This window comes from Streptomyces sp. SAI-127 (assembly GCF_029894425.1).
GTDB lineage: Bacteria > Actinomycetota > Actinomycetes > Streptomycetales > Streptomycetaceae > Streptomyces.
Genome location: NZ_JARXYJ010000001.1, coordinates 5,253,353 through 5,272,373, shown reverse-complemented (window position 1 = coordinate 5,272,373; position 19,021 = coordinate 5,253,353). Strand labels below are relative to the sequence as shown.

The following is a 19,021-nucleotide window of genomic DNA, read 5'->3' as shown; positions in this document are numbered from 1 at the left end:
GCACCGGGACAGCGACGCCCCCCAGGCGTCACTCGGTTCCCGGTGGTGTGCATGCCGCACAGACTACGCACCGTCAAAACCAGCCGAGCCCCGAAGTTCACCCCAAATCAGGCAACTTGGTTCACATGAATCATTGATGTGATCCCGTTCACCATCCCCCCACTTGTCGCTTCCGGAAGGGCGTTCTATCGTCTTGATGTATCGAGTCGATACATCGGTGCGAGACAGAGACGAGGAGGCGACGATGAGCCGGCGTTCCGGGATCCTCGAATTCGCCGTACTCGGCCTGCTCCGTGAGTCCCCGATGCACGGCTATGAGCTGCGCAAACGCCTCAACACCTCACTGGGCGTGTTCCGTGCGTTCAGCTACGGCACGCTCTACCCCTGCCTCAAGACGCTGGTCGCCAACGGCTGGTTGATAGAGGAACCGGGGCACACCACCGAGGACGCCCTCGCCGCACCACTCGCAGGGCGTCGCGCCAAGATCGTCTACCGGTTGACGGCGGAAGGTAAGGAGCATTTCGAGGAGCTGCTCTCGCAGACGGGTCCCGACGCATACGAGGACGAGCACTTCGCGGCTCGTTTCGCCTTCTTCGGGCAGACCTCGCGCGACGTCCGCATGCGAGTCCTCGAAGGCCGCCGCAGCCGGCTCGAGGAGCGCCTGGAGAAGATGAGTGCCTCGCTGGCACGCACCCGGGAGCGCCTCGACGACTACACGCTTGAGCTCCAGCGCCACGGGATGGAGTCCGTGGAGCGCGAAGTGCGCTGGTTGAACGAGCTCATCGAAAGCGAGCGGGCCGGCCGGGACCTGAAGGGCCCCGGCCATGGAGAACCCACTCGCGACACCACAGAGGGAGCGCCGGGCGTCCTGCCCCGGCCCGGGGACACCCCCGGTCCGGATACGCCCGGCGACACCGCCACGTGAGGTCCCTGCCAGGGCCTCACTCGTACACACAGGGAGCAACCGGAATGGGTTCGGTTCGCGTAGCCGTCGTCGGCGTGGGCAACTGCGCTGCGTCGCTGGTTCAGGGAGTCGAGTACTACAAGGACGCCGATCCGGCGGCCAAGGTCCCCGGGCTGATGCACGTCCAGTTCGGCGAGTACCACGTGCGTGACGTCGAGTTCGTCGCCGCGTTCGACGTGGACGCCAAGAAGGTCGGCCTCGATCTCGCAGACGCCATCGGCGCGTCCGAGAACAACACCATCAAGATCTGCGACGTGCCCAGCACCGGTGTCACCGTCCAGCGCGGCCACACCCTCGACGGCCTCGGCAAGTACTACCGCGAGACGATCGAGGAGTCCGCAGAGGCCCCGGTCGACGTCGTCCAGGTCCTCAAGGACAAGCAGGTCGACGTCCTCGTCTGCTACCTGCCCGTCGGCTCCGAGGACGCGGCGAAGTTCTACGCCCAGTGCGCCATCGACGCCAAGGTCGCCTTCGTCAACGCCCTCCCGGTCTTCATCGCCGGCACCAAGGAGTGGGCGGACAAGTTCACCGAGGCGGGCGTCCCGATCGTCGGCGACGACATCAAGTCGCAGGTCGGCGCCACCATCACGCACCGCGTCATGGCGAAGCTGTTCGAGGACCGCGGCGTCGTCCTGGACCGCACGATGCAGCTCAACGTCGGCGGCAACATGGACTTCAAGAACATGCTCGAGCGTGAGCGCCTGGAGTCCAAGAAGATCTCCAAGACGCAGGCCGTCACCTCCCAGATCCCCGACCGGGACATGGGCGCGAAGAACGTCCACATCGGCCCGTCCGACTACGTCGCGTGGCTCGACGACCGCAAGTGGGCCTACGTCCGCCTTGAGGGCCGTGCCTTCGGCGACGTCCCGCTGAACCTCGAGTACAAGCTCGAGGTCTGGGACTCCCCGAACTCCGCGGGTGTCATCATCGATGCCGTTCGCGCCGCGAAGATCGCCAAGGACCGCGGTATCGGCGGCCCGATCCTGTCGGCCTCCAGCTACTTCATGAAGTCCCCGCCGGTCCAGTACTTCGACGACGAGGCCCGCGAGAACGTCGAGAAGTTCATCAAGGGTGAAGTCGAGCGCTAAGGCTCACTCAAAACGCTCCTGCCAGGGCTACAGAGGGTCTCCGGGTGTACCGCCCGGGGACCCTCGCCGTATGTGAGGCTGTGCCCCATGTCCGTCGTGCGTGATCTACGGGTCCTGCTGCGCTTCCGGGACTTCCGGCGTCTGCTCTCCGTGCGCCTGCTCTCCCAGGGCGCGGACGGTGTCTACCAGATCGCACTCGCCGCCTACGTCGTCTTCTCCCCGGAGAAGCAGACCTCGGCTACGGCGATCGCCTCCGCGATGGCGGTCCTGCTGCTCCCTTACTCCTTGGTGGGCCCTTTCGCCGGCGTCCTCCTGGACCGCTGGCGCCGCCGGGAGGTCTTCCTCTACGGCAACCTCCTGCGCGCTCTGCTGGCTTCGGCGACGGCCGTCCTGATGCTCAGCCACGTCCCGGACTGGCTCTTCTACGTCTCCGCCCTGTGCGTCACGGCCGTCAATCGCTTCGTCCTGTCCGGCCTGTCCGCCGCGCTGCCCCGTGTCGTGGACGAGGAACGGCTGGTGATCGCCAACTCCCTCTCCCCGACGGCCGGAACTCTCGCCGCGACCGCGGGCGGCGGCCTCGCTTTCGTCGTACGACTCCTGGTCGCCGACTCCGACGCGGTCGTGGTCCTGCTGGGAGCAGGGCTGTACCTGTGCGGTGCGCTCGCCGCCCTGCGCATGCCACCGGAACTGCTGGGTCCCGACCGTGAGTTGATCCAGCCCCACCTCGGTACGGCTCTCGCCGGGACAGCCCGCGACCTGATTGCCGGTATTCGGCACCTGGCCGCACCCTCACGTCGGTCGGCCGCCCGGGCGCTCGGCGCGATGTCACTCATGCGGTTCTGCTACGGCGCTCTGCTCGTCATGGTCCTGATGCTCTGCCGGTACGCCCTGACGTCCGATCCGGACGACGGTCTCGCCCTGCTGGGGCTGGCGCTGGGAATCTCCGGTGCCGGCTTCTTCGTCGCCGCAGTCATCACCCCTTGGTCTGCGGGAAAACTCGGACCGGAGCGCTGGATCGCCGTGTGTGCGGCAGCCGCCGCAGTGCTGGAGCCCGCACTCGGACTCCCCTTCACCACCGCCCCGATACTCGTCGCAGCATTCGTCCTGGGCCTGATCACCCAGGGAGCGAAGATCGCCACAGACACGATCGTGCAGTCCTCCGTCGACGACGGATTCCGGGGCCGGGTCTTCTCCGTCTACGACGTCCTGTTCAACATCGCCTTCGTGGGCGCCGCAGCCATAGCCGCCCTGATCCTTCCGCCGGATGGCCGCTCGGTGACCCTGGTGGTCATGGTCGCCGTCCTCTACGCGGCGGTCGCCGTGGCGATGACGAAGGAACGACGGATGGCGACGGAACGATGAGGGGCGATGTTTCACGTGAAACATCGCCCCTCAGTCCGCTCGGGTCATGTTTCACGTGAAACATGACCCGTTTCGCGACCTCAGTCCTGCGCGGCCCACCACTCCTTGAGCGCGGCCACCGCTTCGCCATGCCCCATCGGGCCGTTCTCCAGACGAAGCTCCAGCATGTGCTTGTACGCGCGGCCCACGGCAGGGCCTGGCCCCACCCCGAGGATCTCCATGATCTGGTTGCCGTCGAGGTCGGGCCTGATCGAGTCCAGCTCCTCCTGCTCCTGAAGCTGAGAGATCCGTTCCTCCAGACCGTCGTACGCACGGGACAGCGCAGCGGCTTTGCGCTTGTTCCGTGTGGTGCAGTCAGATCGGGTCAGCTTGTGGAGCCGGTCGAGCAGTGGACCCGAGTCCCTCACATAGCGGCGAACCGCCGAGTCCGTCCACTCCCCGGTGCCGTACCCGTGGAAACGCAGATGGAGTTCGACGAGCCTCGAGACGTCCTTCACCAGCTCGTTGGAGTACTTGAGCGCCGTCATCCGCTTCTTGGTCATCTTCGCCCCGACCACTTCATGGTGGTGGAACGAGACCCGGCCGTCCTTCTCGAAGCGGCGGGTGCGGGGCTTGCCGATGTCGTGGAGGAGTGCGGCCAGGCGCAGGGTCAGGTCGGGCCCTTCCTTCTCCAGCGCGATGGCCTGCTCCAGGACGATCAGCGTGTGCTCGTAGACATCCTTGTGCCGGTGATGCTCGTCGCTCTCCAGGCGCAGCGCCGGAAGCTCGGGCAGCACGTGCTCGGCGAGCCCCGTGTCGACCAGCAGCGTCAGACCCTTGCGCGGATGGGCGGACAGGACGAGCTTGTTCAGCTCGTCCCTGACCCGTTCGGCGGAGACGATCTCCAGACGCCCGGACATCTCCGTCATCGCGGTGACCACCTCGGGCGCCACCTCGAAGTCGAGCTGAGCCGCGAAGCGCGCGGCCCGCATCATCCGCAGCGGGTCGTCCGAGAAGGACGCCTCCGGGGTACCGGGCGTCCGCAGCACACGCGCCCCGAGGTCATCGAGGCCACCGTGGGGGTCGATGAACTTCTTCTCCGGGAGAGCGACGGCCATCGCGTTCACGGTGAAGTCACGCCGGACGAGATCCTCCTCGATGGAGTCGCCGTACGACACCTCGGGCTTGCGCGAGGTCCGGTCGTACGCCTCGGACCGGTAGGTGGTCACCTCGATCTGGTAGCCATCCTTCTGCGCCCCCACGGTGCCGAAGGCGATCCCGACCTCCCACACGGCGTCCGCCCAAGGCCGAACAATCTTCAGAACGTCCTGAGGGCGGGCGTCGGTCGTGAAGTCCAGGTCGTTGCCGAGTCGGCCGAGCAGTGCGTCCCGGACCGAACCGCCGACCAGGGCGAGAGAGAACCCGGCCTCCTGGAAGCGGCGGGCGAGCTCGTCGGCGACAGGTGCGACCTCGAGCAGTTCGTTCACCGCGCGGTCCTGCACCTGGCTCGGGGCACTGAGGTTGTCTTTGTTGGCGTTCGGCACAACAGAAGAGGGTACGTGGCCCGGGCCTGCCCGAGCGCCTCCATTAAACGTGCACAGACTCGCCATCCGGACCTGCACAAGGTCTGCTCCGGAGACTCACGGGCAGGGCCCCCTTCATACGTGCACATTCAGGACAGTGCGGCAGTGTCCCCCGATCTTGTGGAGCGGTCCGCGGCACTTCCCCTCAGCGCGCATCGTTACCATGCGTGGACGCACATTCCGACGACCACTGACGACGACGAGGGACGGGCGAGCGCGTGGCCGAGGCGGCAGACTTCCAGGGGACGAGTCCCTCTCCTGCCCGCCGCTGGCTGCGGCGTACCGGGGCCCTGCTCGCAGGAGCTCCTCTGCTGGCCGGACTGTGCCAGCTGACCACCGCAGCGCCCGCTCAGGCTGCCGACGATTCCGGTTCGGTGTCCGTCGCGGTCGACACACTCAGCCCCAGCGTGCCTACGGACGGTGACACGCTCACCGTGTCGGGGACGGTGACCAACAACGGCAAGCAGGCCGTCACGGCCGCCCATGTGGGACTGCAGGTGGGCCCCGAGCTGAACACCCGCTCGTCGATCGACACCGTCGCCGACGACAAGGACTCCCTTCAGGGCGCCACGGGATCCGAAGTCGGCGGCAAGTATGTGGCGAAGTTCGCGAAGCTGACCCCCGGGGTGGCCGAGCCCTTCTCCATCTCCGTGCCGGTCGACGAGTTGGACCTCGGCGACGCCGGCGTCTACCAGTTCGCCGTCTCCCTCTCGGGCAAGACCTCCGCGCAGCCGTGGGACCGGACGCTCGGCATCCAGCGGACCTTCCTGCCCTGGCAGTCCGACGAAGTGGACACGAAGACGAAGACCACCTTCCTGTGGCCACTGATCTCCACTGTGCACATGACGGCGGAGACCGGCTCGAACGCGCAGCAGACGCCGGTCTTCCTCAACGACGACCTCGCCGAAGAGATCTCGGCGGGGGGGCCGGCTGGACCAGATGCTGTCGCTCGGCGAGAACCTGGACGTCACATGGGTGATCGACCCGGACCTGCTGGCGTCCGTCGACGCGATGACCCGCAGCTACCGGATCCAGGGCGACGGCGACACCACCGTCGCGGGCACCCACCAGGCACTCGCCAAGCAGTGGCTGGCCAGGCTGCAGAAGGCGGTGGAGGACAAGGAGGTAGTCGCGCTGCCCTTCGCCGATCCCGACCTCGCCTCGCTGGCCCACAACGGCACGAGCGTCACCGGCTCGCTCAGCCACCTCGACGAGGCCACCGACGTCGCGGCCACCACGGTGAGGACCGTGCTGCATGTGACGCCGAGCACCGACTTCGCCTGGCCCGTGAACGGGGCGGTGGACCCGTCGATCGTCAAGGTCGCCACCTCCGCCGGCGCCGACAAGGTGATCTCCCGCAGTGACAGCCTCCAGGAGACCGCCGGACTGTCGTACACGCCGTCCGCGGCCCGCCCCATCGGCGGCGGCACCACAGCGGTCGTCGCGGACGCACGGCTGTCGACGGCGTTCCAGGGTGATCTCACGAGGGCCTCCTCCGCCACACTCGCCGTCCAGCGGTTCCTCGCCCAGAGCCTCGCTCTCGACCTCCAGACGGACAAGCAGCGGAGCATCGTAGTCGCGCCGCAGCGCACGCCCACGGCGAGCCAGGCCGGCGCCATGGCCGAGGCGATCACCGCTCTGCAGGGCGGGAACTGGTCCCAGACGCAGAAGCTCACCGCGGCGTCCGCGGCCAAGCCCGACCCCGAGGCCACCACCAAGGTGCCCTCGGCGTCCGCCTACCCCTCCTCGCTCCGCAAGCAGGAGTTGCCGAAGTCGGCCTTCCAGCAGATCGCCAGCACACAGAACAAGCTCAACAACTTCAAGGTGATCCTCTCCGACCAGTCCCGCGTCGTGACCCCCTTCGGACGGGCCGTGAACCGCGAGATGTCCACGTCGTGGCGGGGCCGCGCCACCGAGGCGATCGGCTTCCGCAACGACGTCGAGGCCTACCTCGACGAACTGATCTCCCAGGTCAGCCTGATCGACAAGTCGGAGACCAAGCTCTCCGGCCGCAGCGCCACGATTCCCGTGACGGTCCAGAACAACCTGGTTCAGGGTGTGGAGCATCTGAGGCTGCGGCTGACCTCGCTGAGCCCCAACCGGCTCGAGATCGGTGGCTCCTCCTACTACGAGCAGCCGGTAGAGGTCTCGGGCGGCCACAGCCAGACGGTGAAGTTCACCACTACGGCCAACGCCAACGGCAAGGCCGCGGTGGTCGCCCAGCTGTACACGGAGGACGGCCAGCCGTACGGCGACGCCGTCAAGTTCGACGTGAAGGTCACCGAGTTCACGGCCACGGTGATGCTGGTCATCGGCGGCGGTGTCCTGCTGCTGGTTCTGGCAGGCTTCCGGATGTACACCCAGCGCAAGCGCGCGGCCGCCCGTGCGGCCGAACAGAACGGCCCCGACGACGAGGCGGCCGAAGCCGTGGACGGTCCGGAGAACCCCGGGGACCCTGAGGACCGTCTCAAGGAGGAGTCCGGCACCGGCACCGGGGCAGGCGACCCGGAGCAGCCGAGTGACCTGACAACGGACACCGCAACGGAAAGCGCCGACCCGTCCGGCACGGGTGAGAGAGTGGACCGTTGAGGATGTCGTGGCCGGTGGGCCCGGGACGATGAGGTGGGGTAACCATGAACGCGCCGTACGACGGTGATCGCGGTCAGGGCGCGGACAACTCGGGTAGCCCCGAGGGGCCGCCGCCCGAGCATGGCCAGGTGCCGCCGCAGGCTCCCGCGGACATGTATCTCCAGGACGCGTACGACCAGGACCCCTACCGTGCGCAGGACCTCTACGCCCAGGACCCGGTCGCCGAGGCCCTCTACGACCGTGCCGCGCATCCCCCGCCGCCGCCCGGCACCCATCAGCCGCAGCAGCCGCTGTACTCCCAGCCGCCCCAGTCCCCTTACGCCCCCGACCCGCACGTGTGGGCACAGACCCCGGCCCCCGAGCCGGAGGGTCCGACGCAATATCTGCCGTACGGCGACAACCCTCGCACCACTCAGTTCGTGGGGGTCGACGACCTGATGAGCCAGGCCGGCGACGAACGCCACGAGCCGGACGCCTTCGCCCATCTCTTCCGCGACCAGCAGCAGGGTGGCGGCCGTCCGACGGATCCCCCGTCGGTGCCGGGGCCGGCACCGGCCCCGGGCGGGCCGTCGCCGGCGTCGCAGTTCCAGGCACCCGCGGCCCCGGCTCCCTCGGCCGACGAGACCATGAACCTCGGGACCGCGCCTGCTGCCGCGGCGCACGCCTCCCCTGCTCCCGGGAAGAAGGACGGGAAGGCCGGAGGCCTGCTGAAGTCGAGCGCCGTGATGGCGGCCGGCACCATGGTCTCGCGTCTCACCGGCTTCATTCGCTCGGCGTTGATCGTGTCGGCGCTGGGTGTCGGTCTGCTCGGTGACACCTTCCAGGTCGCCTATCAGCTGCCGACGATGATCTACATCCTGACCGTCGGCGGCGGCCTCAACTCCGTTTTCGTGCCGCAGCTCGTGCGTGCCATGAAGGAGGACGAGGACGGCGGCGAGGCGTACGCCAACCGGCTGTTGACCCTGGTGATGGTGGCGCTCGGCGTACTCACCGGGCTCGCGGTCCTCGGCGCCCCGTTCCTGATCCGGCTGCTGTCCGACTCGGTGGCCAGTGACCCGGCGGCCAACGAGGTCGGCATCACCTTCGTCCGCTACTTCCTGCCCTCGATCTTCTTCATGGGAATCCACGTGGTGATGGGGCAGATCCTCAACGCGCGCGGGAAGTTCGGCGCGATGATGTGGACCCCGGTCCTGAACAACATCGTCATCATCGTGACGCTCGGCATGTTCATGTGGGTCTACGGCACCGCGGCCGACTCCGGTATGAAGGTCACGAACATTCCGCCGGAGGGGCAGCGACTCCTGGGCATCGGCGTCCTGCTCGGCCTCATGGTCCAGGCGCTGGCGATGATCCCGTACCTCCGGGAGACCGGCTTCCGGATGAGGCTGCGCTTCGACTGGCGGGGCCACGGCCTCGGCAAGGCCGTGACACTCGCCAAGTGGACCGTCCTGTTCGTCCTGGCCAACCAGGCCGGCGCGATCGTCGTCTCGCAGCTGTCCACCGCGGCGGGCAAGGACTCGCCGGTCGACGGCACCGGCTTCTCCGCCTACGCCAACGCCCAACTCATCTGGGGCCTGCCGCAGGCCATCATCACCGTCTCCCTGATGGCGGCTCTGCTGCCGCGCCTGGCCCGCTCGGCGGCCGAGGAGGACGGCGGCGCAGTCCGTGACGACATCTCCCAGGGCCTGCGCACCACTGCCGTCGCAATCGTGCCGATCGCCTTCGGGTTCGTCGCCCTCGGCATCCCGATGTGCACGTTGATCTTCGGCTCATCCGGTATCAGCGAAGCCACGAACATGGGCTTCATGCTGATGGCCTTCGCCCTTGGCCTGATCCCCTACTCCGTGCAGTACGTCGTCCTGCGCGCCTTCTACGCCTACGAGGACACCCGCACCCCCTTCTACAACACGGTCATCGTGGCGGCGGTCAACGCGGGCGCCTCGGCGCTGTGTTACATGGTGCTGCCCGCGCGCTGGGCCGTGGCGGGCATGGCTGCCTCGTACGGTCTCGCCTACGCGATCGGCGTCGGCGTCGCCTGGAACCGGCTGCGCAAGCGCCTCGGCGGCGACCTGGACGGCAACCGTGTCCTGCGGACCTACGCCCGGCTCTGCATCGCCTCGGTACCGGCGGCGTTGCTGAGTGGTGCGGCCTGCTACGGCATCGGTCACTCGCTCGGCCAGGGAGTTGTCGGTTCGTTCGCCGCTCTGATCGCGGGTGGAGCGGTTCTGCTCGGGATCTTCTTCCTCGCCGCTCGCAAGATGCGGATCGAGGAGCTGAACTCCCTGGTCGGCATGGTCCGGGGGCGTCTGGGGCGCTGAGGCAGGGGTACGCGCACAACCATCGTCCGCCACTGTGTGTCGTGCATAGCGTCGGACTGTGGGCACAATTGGATTCTGCGTCGCACGGCGCGCAACGTATGGGGAGGCAGGGAACGACGGTGGCGGAACGGAGCACGGCTGCCGTCGACGTGGCAGACAACAGCGGTGACGAACCGCTGACCGCCCAGGCGGACCAGTCCACGGCCGACGGCGTGGCCAAGAACCGGGAGCGGGACACGGAAGACGTCGAGGCACAGGGGAGTGGCGGGACCGAGAGTCCTGGCAAGGCGTCAGCGCCGGAGTTGCACAGCGGCCACAAACTCGCCAGACGCTACCGTCTCGAGGAGTGCGTCACCCGTCTGGACGGGTTCAGCAGCTGGCGTGCCGTCGACGAGAAACTCCGTCGGGCCGTCGGCGTGCACATCCTGCCCGCCGACCATGCGCGGGCGCGTTCCGTCCTGGCCGCGGCCCGTTCGTCCGCGTTGCTGGGCGACCCGCGCTTCGTCCAGGTCCTCGACGCCGTCGAGGAGAACGACCTCGTCTACGTCGTCCACGAGTGGCTGCCCGACGCGACCGAGCTCACCACGCTCCTCGCTCCGGGTCCGCTGGAGGTGTATGACGCCTACCAGATGGTCAGTCAGGTGGCGTCCGCCATGGCCGCGGCCCACCGCGAGGGGCTGGCGCATCTGCGGCTGAACCCGAACGCGGTCCTGCGTACGTCGAGCGGGCAGTGGCGCATCCGTGGCCTGGCCGTGAATGCCGCGCTGCGGGGCGCGAGTTCGGAGACTCCGCAGCGCACCGACACGGAAGCGATCGGCGCGCTCCTGTACGCGGCGCTCACCCAGCGGTGGCCGTACGAGAACGACGCCTACGGCCTGGCCGGTCTGCCCAAGGACGTCGGTCTCATCGCGCCCGACCAGGTACGGGCGGGTGTCCACCGTGGGCTGTCCGAGCTGTCCATGCGGGCGCTCGCCAACGACGGTGCCACCGCCTCGCGGCACGAGTCGGCGTGCACCACGCCCGAGGAACTGGTCAAGGCGATCGGTGAGATGCCCCGCATCCGCCCGCCGGAGCCGACGTTCACGGCCCCGCCCGAGTACCAGCGCACGACCTACCAACAGGGCACGTACGGTCGCCCGGCACCGCGCCCCGGCGTCACTCAGCCGGTCCCGGCCCCGCCTCCGCCCCTCCAGAGCCGCACCGGCCGAGCCCTGAAGTGGGCGGTCTCGGCCCTCCTCATCGCCGCGCTGGGCCTGGGCAGTTGGCAGTTGGCGGACGCGTTGATGGACCAGGGCGGCAAGGCGGACGAGAACCAGACCCAGACGACCGACGACGGCGACAAGAGCCCGACGAAGTCGGCCAGCGTTCCGATCCCCATCGTCAAGGGATACGACTTCGACCCGTTCGGAGACGGATCCGAGAAGCCGAACACCATAAAGAAGGCCTACGACGACGACACCTCGTCGTACTGGCAGACGGACTTCTACGAGGGCGCCAACTTCGGAAACCTCAAGCCTGGCCTCGGGATAATCCTCGACCTCGGCAAGGTCCAGGACATCGGGAAGGTCACCGTCACGTTCATGGGCGACACGTCTGTGGAACTGCGCGCCGCCGCGAGCGACGCGAGCTCCAGGCCCACGACGTTCGACGCCTACACGAAGGTCGCGGAGGGCTCCGGTACCGGAGTTCCGCTCAAGCCGGACAAGGCTGTGAAGTCCCGCTACCTTCTGATCTGGCTGACCAAGCTGCCGCTGACGGAAGAAGGCAACTACCGCGGTCGGGTGGCAGACATCAAGATCGCCAGTTAACGCGGAGAGGAGGGGGTCCGATGGCAGATGACACCGCGTACGGCGACACCAGCGATCAGGACCTCCTGGCCCTTCATGTAGACGGCGACCCCGACGCCTTCGGCGAACTCGTGCGGCGGCACCGGGATCGGCTCTGGGCCGTCGCCCTCCGCACGCTCGGAGACCGCGAGGAAGCCGCTGACGCCGTTCAGGACGCCCTGGTGTCCGCCTACCGGGCCGCGCACACGTTCCGGGGCCAGTCCGCGGTCACGACGTGGCTGCACCGGATCACGGTCAACGCCTGCCTGGACCGGGCCAGAAAGGTGGCCTCCCGCAAGACGTCTCCCGTGGACGACACCGAGCGCCTGGAGCAGCTCCTGGAGCCGCACGAGTCCGCCTCGGCGCCCGCAGAGCGCAACGACCTCCACCGCCAGCTCCTGGAGGCCCTCGGCACGCTCCCGCCCGACCAGCGGGCCGCCCTCGTCCTGGTGGACATGCAGGGCTACCCGGTCGCCGAAGCCGCCCGCATGCTCGACGTGCCGACGGGGACGGTGAAGAGCCGCTGTGCCCGGGGCAGAGCCAGACTGCTCCCCCTTCTCACTCATCTGCGGCCGGAAAGAGCCGGAGACGGCAGAGAAGCGGGCGCTGGGCGGAACCGGACGCAGGGGACATCCGTCCCACCCGCAGCGGGACCTCCGTCAGAAGGCCCGCCGGATTCGGGATCAAGCGATTCAGCTGCAGTGAAGGGCGGAGGTGGGCGAGCGTGACTTCCACGACAGACACAGCCGGGCACCCGGACGTCGCGGAGATCTCCGACCTCACCGAAGGCCTCCTCCCCGCCTCCCGGACCGCAGATGTACGTCGGCATCTGGACGAGTGCGAACTCTGCGCGGACGTGTTCGCGTCGCTGGAGGAGATCCGCGGACTGCTCGGCACACTGCCGGGTCCACCACAGATGCCCGCCGACGTGGCCGGCAGGATCGACGCCGCCCTCGCCGCGGAAGCTCTCCTGCAGGCGACTGCTCCCGAGGTGGTGAACGCACCGGCGCCGGTCGAGACGGCGCATGTTTCACGTGAAACATCGCCCACCGCCGCCCGCCCCACCGGACATGCCCGTACTGGCACTACTGGGCCCGGCCGCAAGGACCGCAAGAGGAGCGGACGCCGCAAGGTTGCCGTCCTCGGCGCCGTCTTCACGGTCGCCGCACTGGGATTCGGTTCCGTTCTGCTGTCGGCGTTGGACGATGGCAAGCCGACCGACGCGGCACACGGAAAGGCGACCACCTCCACCGACACCTTCTCCGCGAACGGGCTTGAGAAGCAGGTCTCGGATCTGCTCACCGAGAAGAAGAGTGCGAGCAGCGGTGGTTCTCAGGCTCCGCACACCAGCATGGGCGCGAATAACGTCCCGGGCTCCGGGGATCCCCGCATCCTCGTGACACCTGAGGTTCCCCAGTGCATCCAGAACGGCATCCACACCAGTGACTCGCCGCTCGCGACCGAGAACGGCGTCTACAAGGGCACAGACGCGCTTCTCGTCGTGCTGCGTGACCCCTCTGACAGCACCCGGGTCACCGCCTACATCATGGATGCGTCGTGCGTGAAGAACGCACCGACGGGCACCGCGAAGGTTCTGCTGAAGCAGTCCTACGCACGCTCCTGAGCCCTCACGCTTCGTCTCCGTCCTTCGTGGTAATGCGTACGGTGTGACCTCTCCGTGTGCCCGGACACACCGGGAATGCGCGCCCCTTAGGATCCGTTGGGTGGGGTGAGAGTTCTGAGTGGGCTCCACCGGTCCGACGACGCAGTCCAGAGACGAGGAACCAAGCCGTGAGCGACGTCCGTAACGTGATCATCATCGGCTCCGGGCCCGCCGGCTACACGGCGGCGCTCTACACCGCGCGCGCGTCGCTGAAGCCGCTGGTGTTCGAGGGCGCCGTCACCGCCGGTGGCGCGCTGATGAACACCACCGAGGTGGAGAACTTCCCCGGCTTCCAGGACGGCATCATGGGCCCTGAGCTCATGGACAACATGCGCGCCCAGGCCGAGCGCTTCGGTGCCGAGCTCGTACCGGACGACATCGTGAGCGTCGACCTGACCGGCGAGATCAAGACCGTCACCGACACCTCGGGCACTGTGCACCAGGCGAAGGCCGTGATCGTCACCACCGGCTCGCAGCACCGCAAGCTCGGCCTCCCGAACGAGGACGCTCTCTCCGGGCGTGGTGTCTCGTGGTGCGCCACCTGTGACGGCTTCTTCTTCAAGGACCAGGACATCGCCGTGATCGGCGGTGGTGACACCGCGATGGAGGAGGCGACCTTCCTCTCCCGCTTCGCCAAGTCCGTGACGATCGTCCACCGTCGTGACACCCTGCGCGCCTCCAAGGCGATGCAGGAGCGCGCCTTCGCCGACCCGAAGATCAAGTTCGTGTGGGACAGCGAGGTCGCCGAGATCCAGGGCGACCCGAAGCTCTCGGGACTGAAGCTGCGCAACCTCAAGACCGGCGAACTCTCGGACCTGGCGGTCACCGGCCTGTTCATCGCGATCGGCCACGACCCGCGCACCGAGCTGTTCAAGGGCCAGCTCGAGCTGGACGGTGAGGGCTACCTGAGGGTGGAAGCGCCTTCGACCCGCACCAACCTGACCGGTGTGTTCGGCGCCGGTGATGTGGTCGACCACACCTACCGCCAGGCGATCACCGCGGCCGGCACCGGCTGCTCCGCCGCTCTCGACGCCGAGCGCTTCCTCGCCGCCCTCGCGGACGAGGAGAAGGCCGAGCCCGAGAAGACCGCTGTCTGACCCCCGTACCGCCCCACCGCACCAACCCAGTTAAGGAGCCCGCCGTGGCCGGCACCCTGAAGAATGTGACCGACGATTCCTTCGAGCAGGACGTTCTGAAGAACGACAAGCCCGTTCTGGTGGACTTCTGGGCCGCCTGGTGCGGTCCGTGCCGTCAGATCGCGCCGTCCCTCGAGGCGATCGCCGCCGAGTACGGCGACAAGATCGAGATCGTCAAGCTGAACATCGACGAGAACCCGGGTACGGCCGCCAAGTACGGCGTCATGTCCATCCCGACGCTGAACGTGTACCAGGGTGGCGAGGTCGCCAAGACCATCGTCGGTGCCAAGCCGAAGGCCGCGATCGTCCGCGACCTTGAGGACTTCATCGCCGAGTGATGTTTCACGTGAAACACGATGGGGCCGGCCCGAGAGGGCCGGCCCCATCGCATTACAGGGGGCGCAGCGCTGGTTCCTTCTGTACCGCCCCCAGAAGCCGGTCCAGTGCCATCTCCACGTCTTCCTTCCACGAGAGCGTGGTGCGCAGCTCCAGCCTCAGCCTCGGGTACGCGGGGTGGTGTCTGACCGTCTTGAAGCCCACGGCGAGGAGATGGTCCGCGGGAAGCAGGCAGGCGGGCTCTTTCCAGCGAGCGTCACCGAAGGCCTCGATGGCCTTGAAGCCCCGCCGCAACAGGTCCTTGGCGACCGTCTGCACCATCACCCGGCCCAGGCCCTGCCCCTGGTAGCCCGGCATGATGAACGACGTCATCAACTGGACAGCGTCCGGAGAGACAGGGCTCGTGGGAAACGCCGTCGAGCGAGGAACGTACGCGGGAGGGGCGTAGAGGACGAAGCCGACCGGTACGTCGTCGACGTAGACGACTCGACCGCACGATCCCCAGTCGAGGAGGACGGCGGAGATCCAGGCTTCCTTCTCCAGAGTGGGTGTTCCCGCTTTTACCGCGGCTTCTCCGCTGACGGGGTCCAACTCCCAGAAGACACACGAGCGGCAACGCCGGGGGAGGTCCGGAAGGTTGTCCAGCGTGAGCGGTACGAGCCGACGCCCCATGAAGGCTGATCCTCGCTTCCTTCGCCCGCCGCGTCGCGGGCGGCCGTCAGAGCGTTCCGTTCCCGGAGCAGGCTGCCGACGAATCCGCCGACCGCCCCCAGCCCCAGGCCCGCGCTCACCAGTCCGCTTCGGCTCATCGTTCGCATGGCCCCTGCCTCTCCTCAGAGGTACTGCCGGGTGGATGTGCCGCACCCATTCGCATCGTATCCACACAGCGATTCCATCGATACCGCCTGAAAGCAAAGAGCGGGCCGTGTCCGGTACACACCGGACACGGCCCGCTCTTCATGCCTCGTCCAGGCGGTGCCGCGAGGCCTGGCTCAGGCTTCCGTCTCCTCGCCCTCGTCGTCCAGCAGACTCTTCTGCAGAACCGGTCCTTCACCCGGGGCAAGGGAGCTGAGGATGCGCTCGAGGTCTTCCATCGAGGCGAACTCGACCGTGATCTTGCCCTTCTTCTGTCCCAGGTCGACCTTCACCCGTGTCTCGAAGCGGTCCGAGAGACGAGTCGCGAGGTCGGTCAGCGCCGGAGAAACGAGGGCGCCGGCACGCGGCCCCTTGGAGCGCTGAGCGGTCTGCGGCCGCGACCCCATGAGGGTCACGATCTCCTCGACGGCACGCACCGACAGTCCCTCGGCCACGATTCGGTGGGCCAGCCGGTCCTGCTCCTCCGAGTCATCGACGGAGAGCAGCGCCCGGGCATGTCCGGCGGAGAGAACTCCGGCGGCCACCCGGCGCTGGACCGCAGGCGAGAGCTTCAGCAGGCGCAGTGTGTTGGAGACCTGCGGGCGGGACCGGCCGATACGGTCCGCCAACTGGTCGTGCGTGCAGTTGAAGTCCTTCAGCAACTGGTCGTAGGCGGCTGCCTCTTCCAGCGGGTTCAGCTGAGCACGGTGCAGGTTCTCCAGGAGCGCGTCCAGGAGAAGCTTGTCGTCGTCCGTGGCCCGCACGATCGCCGGGATCGCCTCCAGGCCCGCCTCACGGCAGGCCCGCCAGCGCCGCTCGCCCATGATGAGCTCGTAGCGGGCGGGACCCAACTGCCGCACGACGACCGGCTGGAGGAGGCCGACCTCCTGGATGGAGGTGACCAGTTCCTGAAGGGCGTCCTCGTCGAAGACCTCACGCGGCTGGCGCGGGTTCGGCGTGATGGAGTCGAGGGGGAGCTCCGCGAAGTGGGCGCCCATGGGAGGTGCCGGCGTCTCCGCGTAGCCGTTGACCGACGGCTCTTCGGTTTCATGTGAAACAGGCGGCAGTGTGGCCACCTTCGCCGCGGCCACCCCACGGTCGGTCGTCAGCACCGGGACGGACGTCGGGGAGGCGGAGCCGGCACCCCCCATCGCCGCCGGGGTCGGCGTCTTCTCTGTCGGGGCAGCGGGGATCAATGCGCCGAGCCCACGGCCCAAACCCCTCCGTCGCTCGCTCACTGGATCCCCTCCACCATGCTCGGGTTGCTCTGTGCGCCGATGTGCGCCTGAGTCGGGTCGTAGCTGACGCCGACTCCCTTCAACGCGATCTCTCGCGCCGCCTCAAGGTAGGACAGGGCCCCGCTCGATCCCGGATCGTACGTCAGCACCGTCTGTCCATAGCTCGGCGCCTCGGAGATACGGACCGAGCGAGGAATACTCGTCCGTAGCACCTCGTCGCCGAAGTGGGTGCGCACCTCGTCCGCGACCTGGGACGCAAGACGCGTCCGGCCGTCGTACATGGTGAGCAGGATGGTCGATACGTGCAAGGTGGGGTTGAGGTGGCCCCGCACCAGGTCGACGTTGCGCAGCAGCTGTCCGAGGCCCTCGAGCGCGTAGTACTCGCACTGGATCGGGATGAGGACCTCCGCACCAGCCACCAGCGCGTTGACCGTCAACAGGCCGAGCGAGGGCGGGCAGTCGATGAGGATGTAGTCCAGGGGCTGCTCGTACGCCTGGATCGCTCGTTGCAGTCGGCTCTCCCGGGCCACCAGGGACACCAGCTCGATCTCCGCACCGGCGAGATCGATCGTGGCGGGGGCACAGAAAAGGCCTTCGACATCGGGGACCGGCTGGACGACCTCGGCCAGCGGCCTGCTCTCGACCAGGACGTCGTAGATGGACGGGACTTCCGCGTGATGGTCTATACCCAGCGCCGTGGACGCGTTGCCCTGGGGGTCGAGGTCGATGACCAGGACACGGCCGCCATGCAGAGCAAGCGAAGCGGCAAGATTGACGGTCGTCGTCGTCTTGCCCACCCCGCCCTTCTGGTTGGCGACGACCATGATCCGGGTCTGCTCAGGCCGTGGCAGGCCCTCGCCGGCACGGCCCAAAGCCTCTACCGCCAGTTGGGCAGCACGACCGATCGGAGTGTCGTCCATCGGGGGCGGTGTTTCACGTGAAACATCGTCCCCCATCGACTCGGTTCGGGGACCGGGGACCGGATCGGTCATCGGTCCCGCGATGTTGGCGTCGGACCGCAAGGATTCACTCTCCTCGACTTCAGGCTCGCAATGAACAGAGCCTCCCATGCCATCGGGGTCGTGAACCAGTGAGGCCTGTTGTTCTGTGGAGAAATCCACCTCTGTGGACAACTCCGTTACCTCTCCGAGTGACCCGAGAGGCTTACGGTCGCGGGGTTCGGCCGCGGCGCGGCCCCGGCTGATGATGCCGTGCAGCAGTGAGCGACGTTTCACGTGAAACACGATGCAGGGCGACCGCGTCCGTTCTGCCGCGACACTCCGGCATGCATAGGTTTGGCAGCTTGTGTGGAGTACGTCTCGTCGTCAGGACGGATCAGCGACGCCGACGAGTGCGGCCGGTACGGGCCGCCTTGGCACGCTTGGCCGCAAAACGCACACCACCGGGACTCTCCCCGACCTCGACCCTCACCACCGTGGACAACGGGTCGACCACGCCCTCACCCACATGCAGGATGGAGGTCTCCACGGCACCGAGCTTACTCAGGGCCGTACCTGCCGCCTTGAGCTCCTCCTCCGCGGTGTCACCCTTGAGCGCGAGCATCTCGCCGTAGGGGCGCAGCAGCGGGACGCCCCACGTCGCCAGCCGGTCGAGCGGGGCCACGGCCCGCGCTGTCACCACATGCACGGGGGTCAGCTTGCCCATGACCTCCTCGGCACGGCCACGCACGACCGTCACATGGTCCAGGCCCAGCAGCTCCACGACCTCGGTCAGGAAGGTGGTGCGCCGCAGCAGCGGCTCCAGCAGCGTGATCTTCAGATCCTCGCGTACGAGCGCCAGGGGGATGCCGGGCAGACCGGCACCGGAGCCGACGTCGCACACCGTCACGCCCTCGGGAACCACCTCGGAGAGCACCGCGCAGTTCAGCAGATGCCGCTCCCAGAGGCGGGGCACTTCACGCGGGCCGATGAGACCGCGCTGCACCCCCGCCTCGGCGAGCAGCTCCGCGTAGCGAACCGCGTCGTCGAAGCGATCGCCGAACACCTCACGCGCCTGCTCGGGCGCAGGCGGGAGCTCCACTGCCTCCGTCACGGGGAACCGTCCTTCCGTACCGCATCAGCGCA

14 protein-coding genes and 1 pseudogene are annotated in these 19,021 nt (G+C 67.9%); 10 read left to right on the top strand and 5 right to left on the bottom strand.

The window, feature by feature from the left end; all coding sequences use genetic code 11:
• Positions 1–244 precede the first annotated feature (244 nt).
• The 3 genes from M2157_RS24125 (at position 245) to M2157_RS24115 (ending at position 3,414) form a co-directional block, all read left to right on the top strand.
• Positions 245–925, top strand: coding sequence for a PadR family transcriptional regulator (locus M2157_RS24125; protein WP_020119509.1), 681 nt, complete (start codon positions 245–247; stop codon positions 923–925).
• 44 nt (positions 926–969) lie between these two features.
• Positions 970–2,052 (top strand): inositol-3-phosphate synthase, encoded by a 1,083-nt coding sequence (locus tag M2157_RS24120; RefSeq protein WP_280866182.1) that lies wholly within the window; start codon positions 970–972, stop codon positions 2,050–2,052.
• 87 nt (positions 2,053–2,139) lie between these two features.
• Entirely contained in the window at positions 2,140–3,414 is a 1,275-nt protein-coding gene (locus M2157_RS24115) for an MFS transporter (RefSeq protein ID WP_280866181.1), read from the top strand.
• A gap of 80 nt (positions 3,415–3,494) precedes the next feature.
• Here M2157_RS24115 and M2157_RS24110 read toward each other — a convergent pair whose 3' ends face one another.
• Positions 3,495–4,937, bottom strand: coding sequence for a CCA tRNA nucleotidyltransferase (locus tag M2157_RS24110; protein WP_280866180.1), 1,443 nt, complete (start codon positions 4,935–4,937; stop codon positions 3,495–3,497).
• A gap of 257 nt (positions 4,938–5,194) precedes the next feature.
• Here M2157_RS24110 and M2157_RS24105 point away from each other — a divergent pair.
• The 7 genes and pseudogenes from M2157_RS24105 (at position 5,195) to trxA (ending at position 14,846) form a co-directional block, all read left to right on the top strand.
• Positions 5,195–7,565 (top strand): annotated as a pseudogene (locus M2157_RS24105) (DUF6049 family protein).
• Between the two features lie 44 nt (positions 7,566–7,609).
• Positions 7,610–9,883 (top strand): murein biosynthesis integral membrane protein MurJ, encoded by a 2,274-nt coding sequence (gene murJ, locus M2157_RS24100; RefSeq protein WP_280858851.1) that lies wholly within the window; start codon positions 7,610–7,612, stop codon positions 9,881–9,883.
• 119 nt (positions 9,884–10,002) lie between these two features.
• Positions 10,003–11,691 (top strand): protein kinase family protein, encoded by a 1,689-nt coding sequence (locus M2157_RS24095; protein WP_280858853.1) that lies wholly within the window; start codon positions 10,003–10,005, stop codon positions 11,689–11,691.
• Between the two features lie 20 nt (positions 11,692–11,711).
• Positions 11,712–12,437 carry an RNA polymerase sigma factor SigM gene (gene sigM / locus M2157_RS24090; protein ID WP_266562426.1) on the top strand — a complete coding sequence of 242 codons (726 nt, stop codon included), beginning with the start codon at positions 11,712–11,714 and terminating at the stop codon, positions 12,435–12,437.
• Entirely contained in the window at positions 12,434–13,333 is a 900-nt protein-coding gene (locus tag M2157_RS24085) for a hypothetical protein (protein ID WP_280858855.1), read from the top strand. Before sigM ends, M2157_RS24085 begins: the two co-directional genes overlap by 4 nt.
• A 167-nt stretch (positions 13,334–13,500) precedes the next feature.
• Positions 13,501–14,469 carry a thioredoxin-disulfide reductase gene (gene trxB / locus M2157_RS24080; protein ID WP_280858856.1) on the top strand — a complete coding sequence of 323 codons (969 nt, stop codon included), beginning with the start codon at positions 13,501–13,503 and terminating at the stop codon, positions 14,467–14,469.
• Between the two features lie 44 nt (positions 14,470–14,513).
• A complete protein-coding gene (gene trxA / locus M2157_RS24075; RefSeq protein ID WP_081218330.1) occupies positions 14,514–14,846 on the top strand; it encodes a thioredoxin in 333 nt (110 codons plus the stop codon).
• Positions 14,847–14,898: 52 nt separating this feature from the next.
• On the opposite strand, the gene M2157_RS24070 is transcribed toward trxA, so the two are convergent.
• The 4 genes from M2157_RS24070 to rsmG all read right to left on the bottom strand — a co-directional run bounded on the left by M2157_RS24070 (position 14,899) and on the right by rsmG (position 18,989).
• Positions 14,899–15,516 (bottom strand): GNAT family N-acetyltransferase, encoded by a 618-nt coding sequence (locus tag M2157_RS24070; RefSeq protein WP_280858857.1) that lies wholly within the window; start codon positions 15,514–15,516, stop codon positions 14,899–14,901.
• 320 nt (positions 15,517–15,836) lie between these two features.
• Positions 15,837–16,937 (bottom strand): ParB/RepB/Spo0J family partition protein, encoded by a 1,101-nt coding sequence (locus tag M2157_RS24065; protein ID WP_280866179.1) that lies wholly within the window; start codon positions 16,935–16,937, stop codon positions 15,837–15,839.
• The gene (locus tag M2157_RS24060; protein ID WP_164433038.1) at positions 16,934–18,007 is read right to left on the bottom strand and encodes a ParA family protein; all 1,074 of its coding nucleotides are present in this window, start codon (positions 18,005–18,007) and stop codon (positions 16,934–16,936) included. Before M2157_RS24060 ends, M2157_RS24065 begins: the two co-directional genes overlap by 4 nt.
• 265 nt (positions 18,008–18,272) lie before the next feature.
• A complete protein-coding gene (gene rsmG, locus M2157_RS24055; RefSeq protein WP_266516712.1) occupies positions 18,273–18,989 on the bottom strand; it encodes a 16S rRNA (guanine(527)-N(7))-methyltransferase RsmG in 717 nt (238 codons plus the stop codon).
• Positions 18,990–19,021: the final 32 nt, after the last annotated feature.

Bases quoted from the DNA above. Each gene is read 5' to 3' on its own strand.
- M2157_RS24125 (WP_020119509.1), top strand. From the start codon at position 245: ATGAGCCGGCGTTCCGGGATCCTCGAATTCGCCGTACTCGGCCTGCTC.
- M2157_RS24120 (WP_280866182.1), top strand. From the start codon at position 970: ATGGGTTCGGTTCGCGTAGCCGTCGTCGGCGTGGGCAACTGCGCTGCG.
- M2157_RS24115 (WP_280866181.1), top strand. From the start codon at position 2,140: ATGTCCGTCGTGCGTGATCTACGGGTCCTGCTGCGCTTCCGGGACTTC.
- murJ (WP_280858851.1), top strand. From the start codon at position 7,610: ATGAACGCGCCGTACGACGGTGATCGCGGTCAGGGCGCGGACAACTCG.
- sigM (WP_266562426.1), top strand. From the start codon at position 11,712: ATGGCAGATGACACCGCGTACGGCGACACCAGCGATCAGGACCTCCTG.
- M2157_RS24070 (WP_280858857.1), bottom strand. From the start codon at position 15,516: ATGGGGCGTCGGCTCGTACCGCTCACGCTGGACAACCTTCCGGACCTC.
- M2157_RS24060 (WP_164433038.1), bottom strand. From the start codon at position 18,007: ATGGGAGGCTCTGTTCATTGCGAGCCTGAAGTCGAGGAGAGTGAATCC.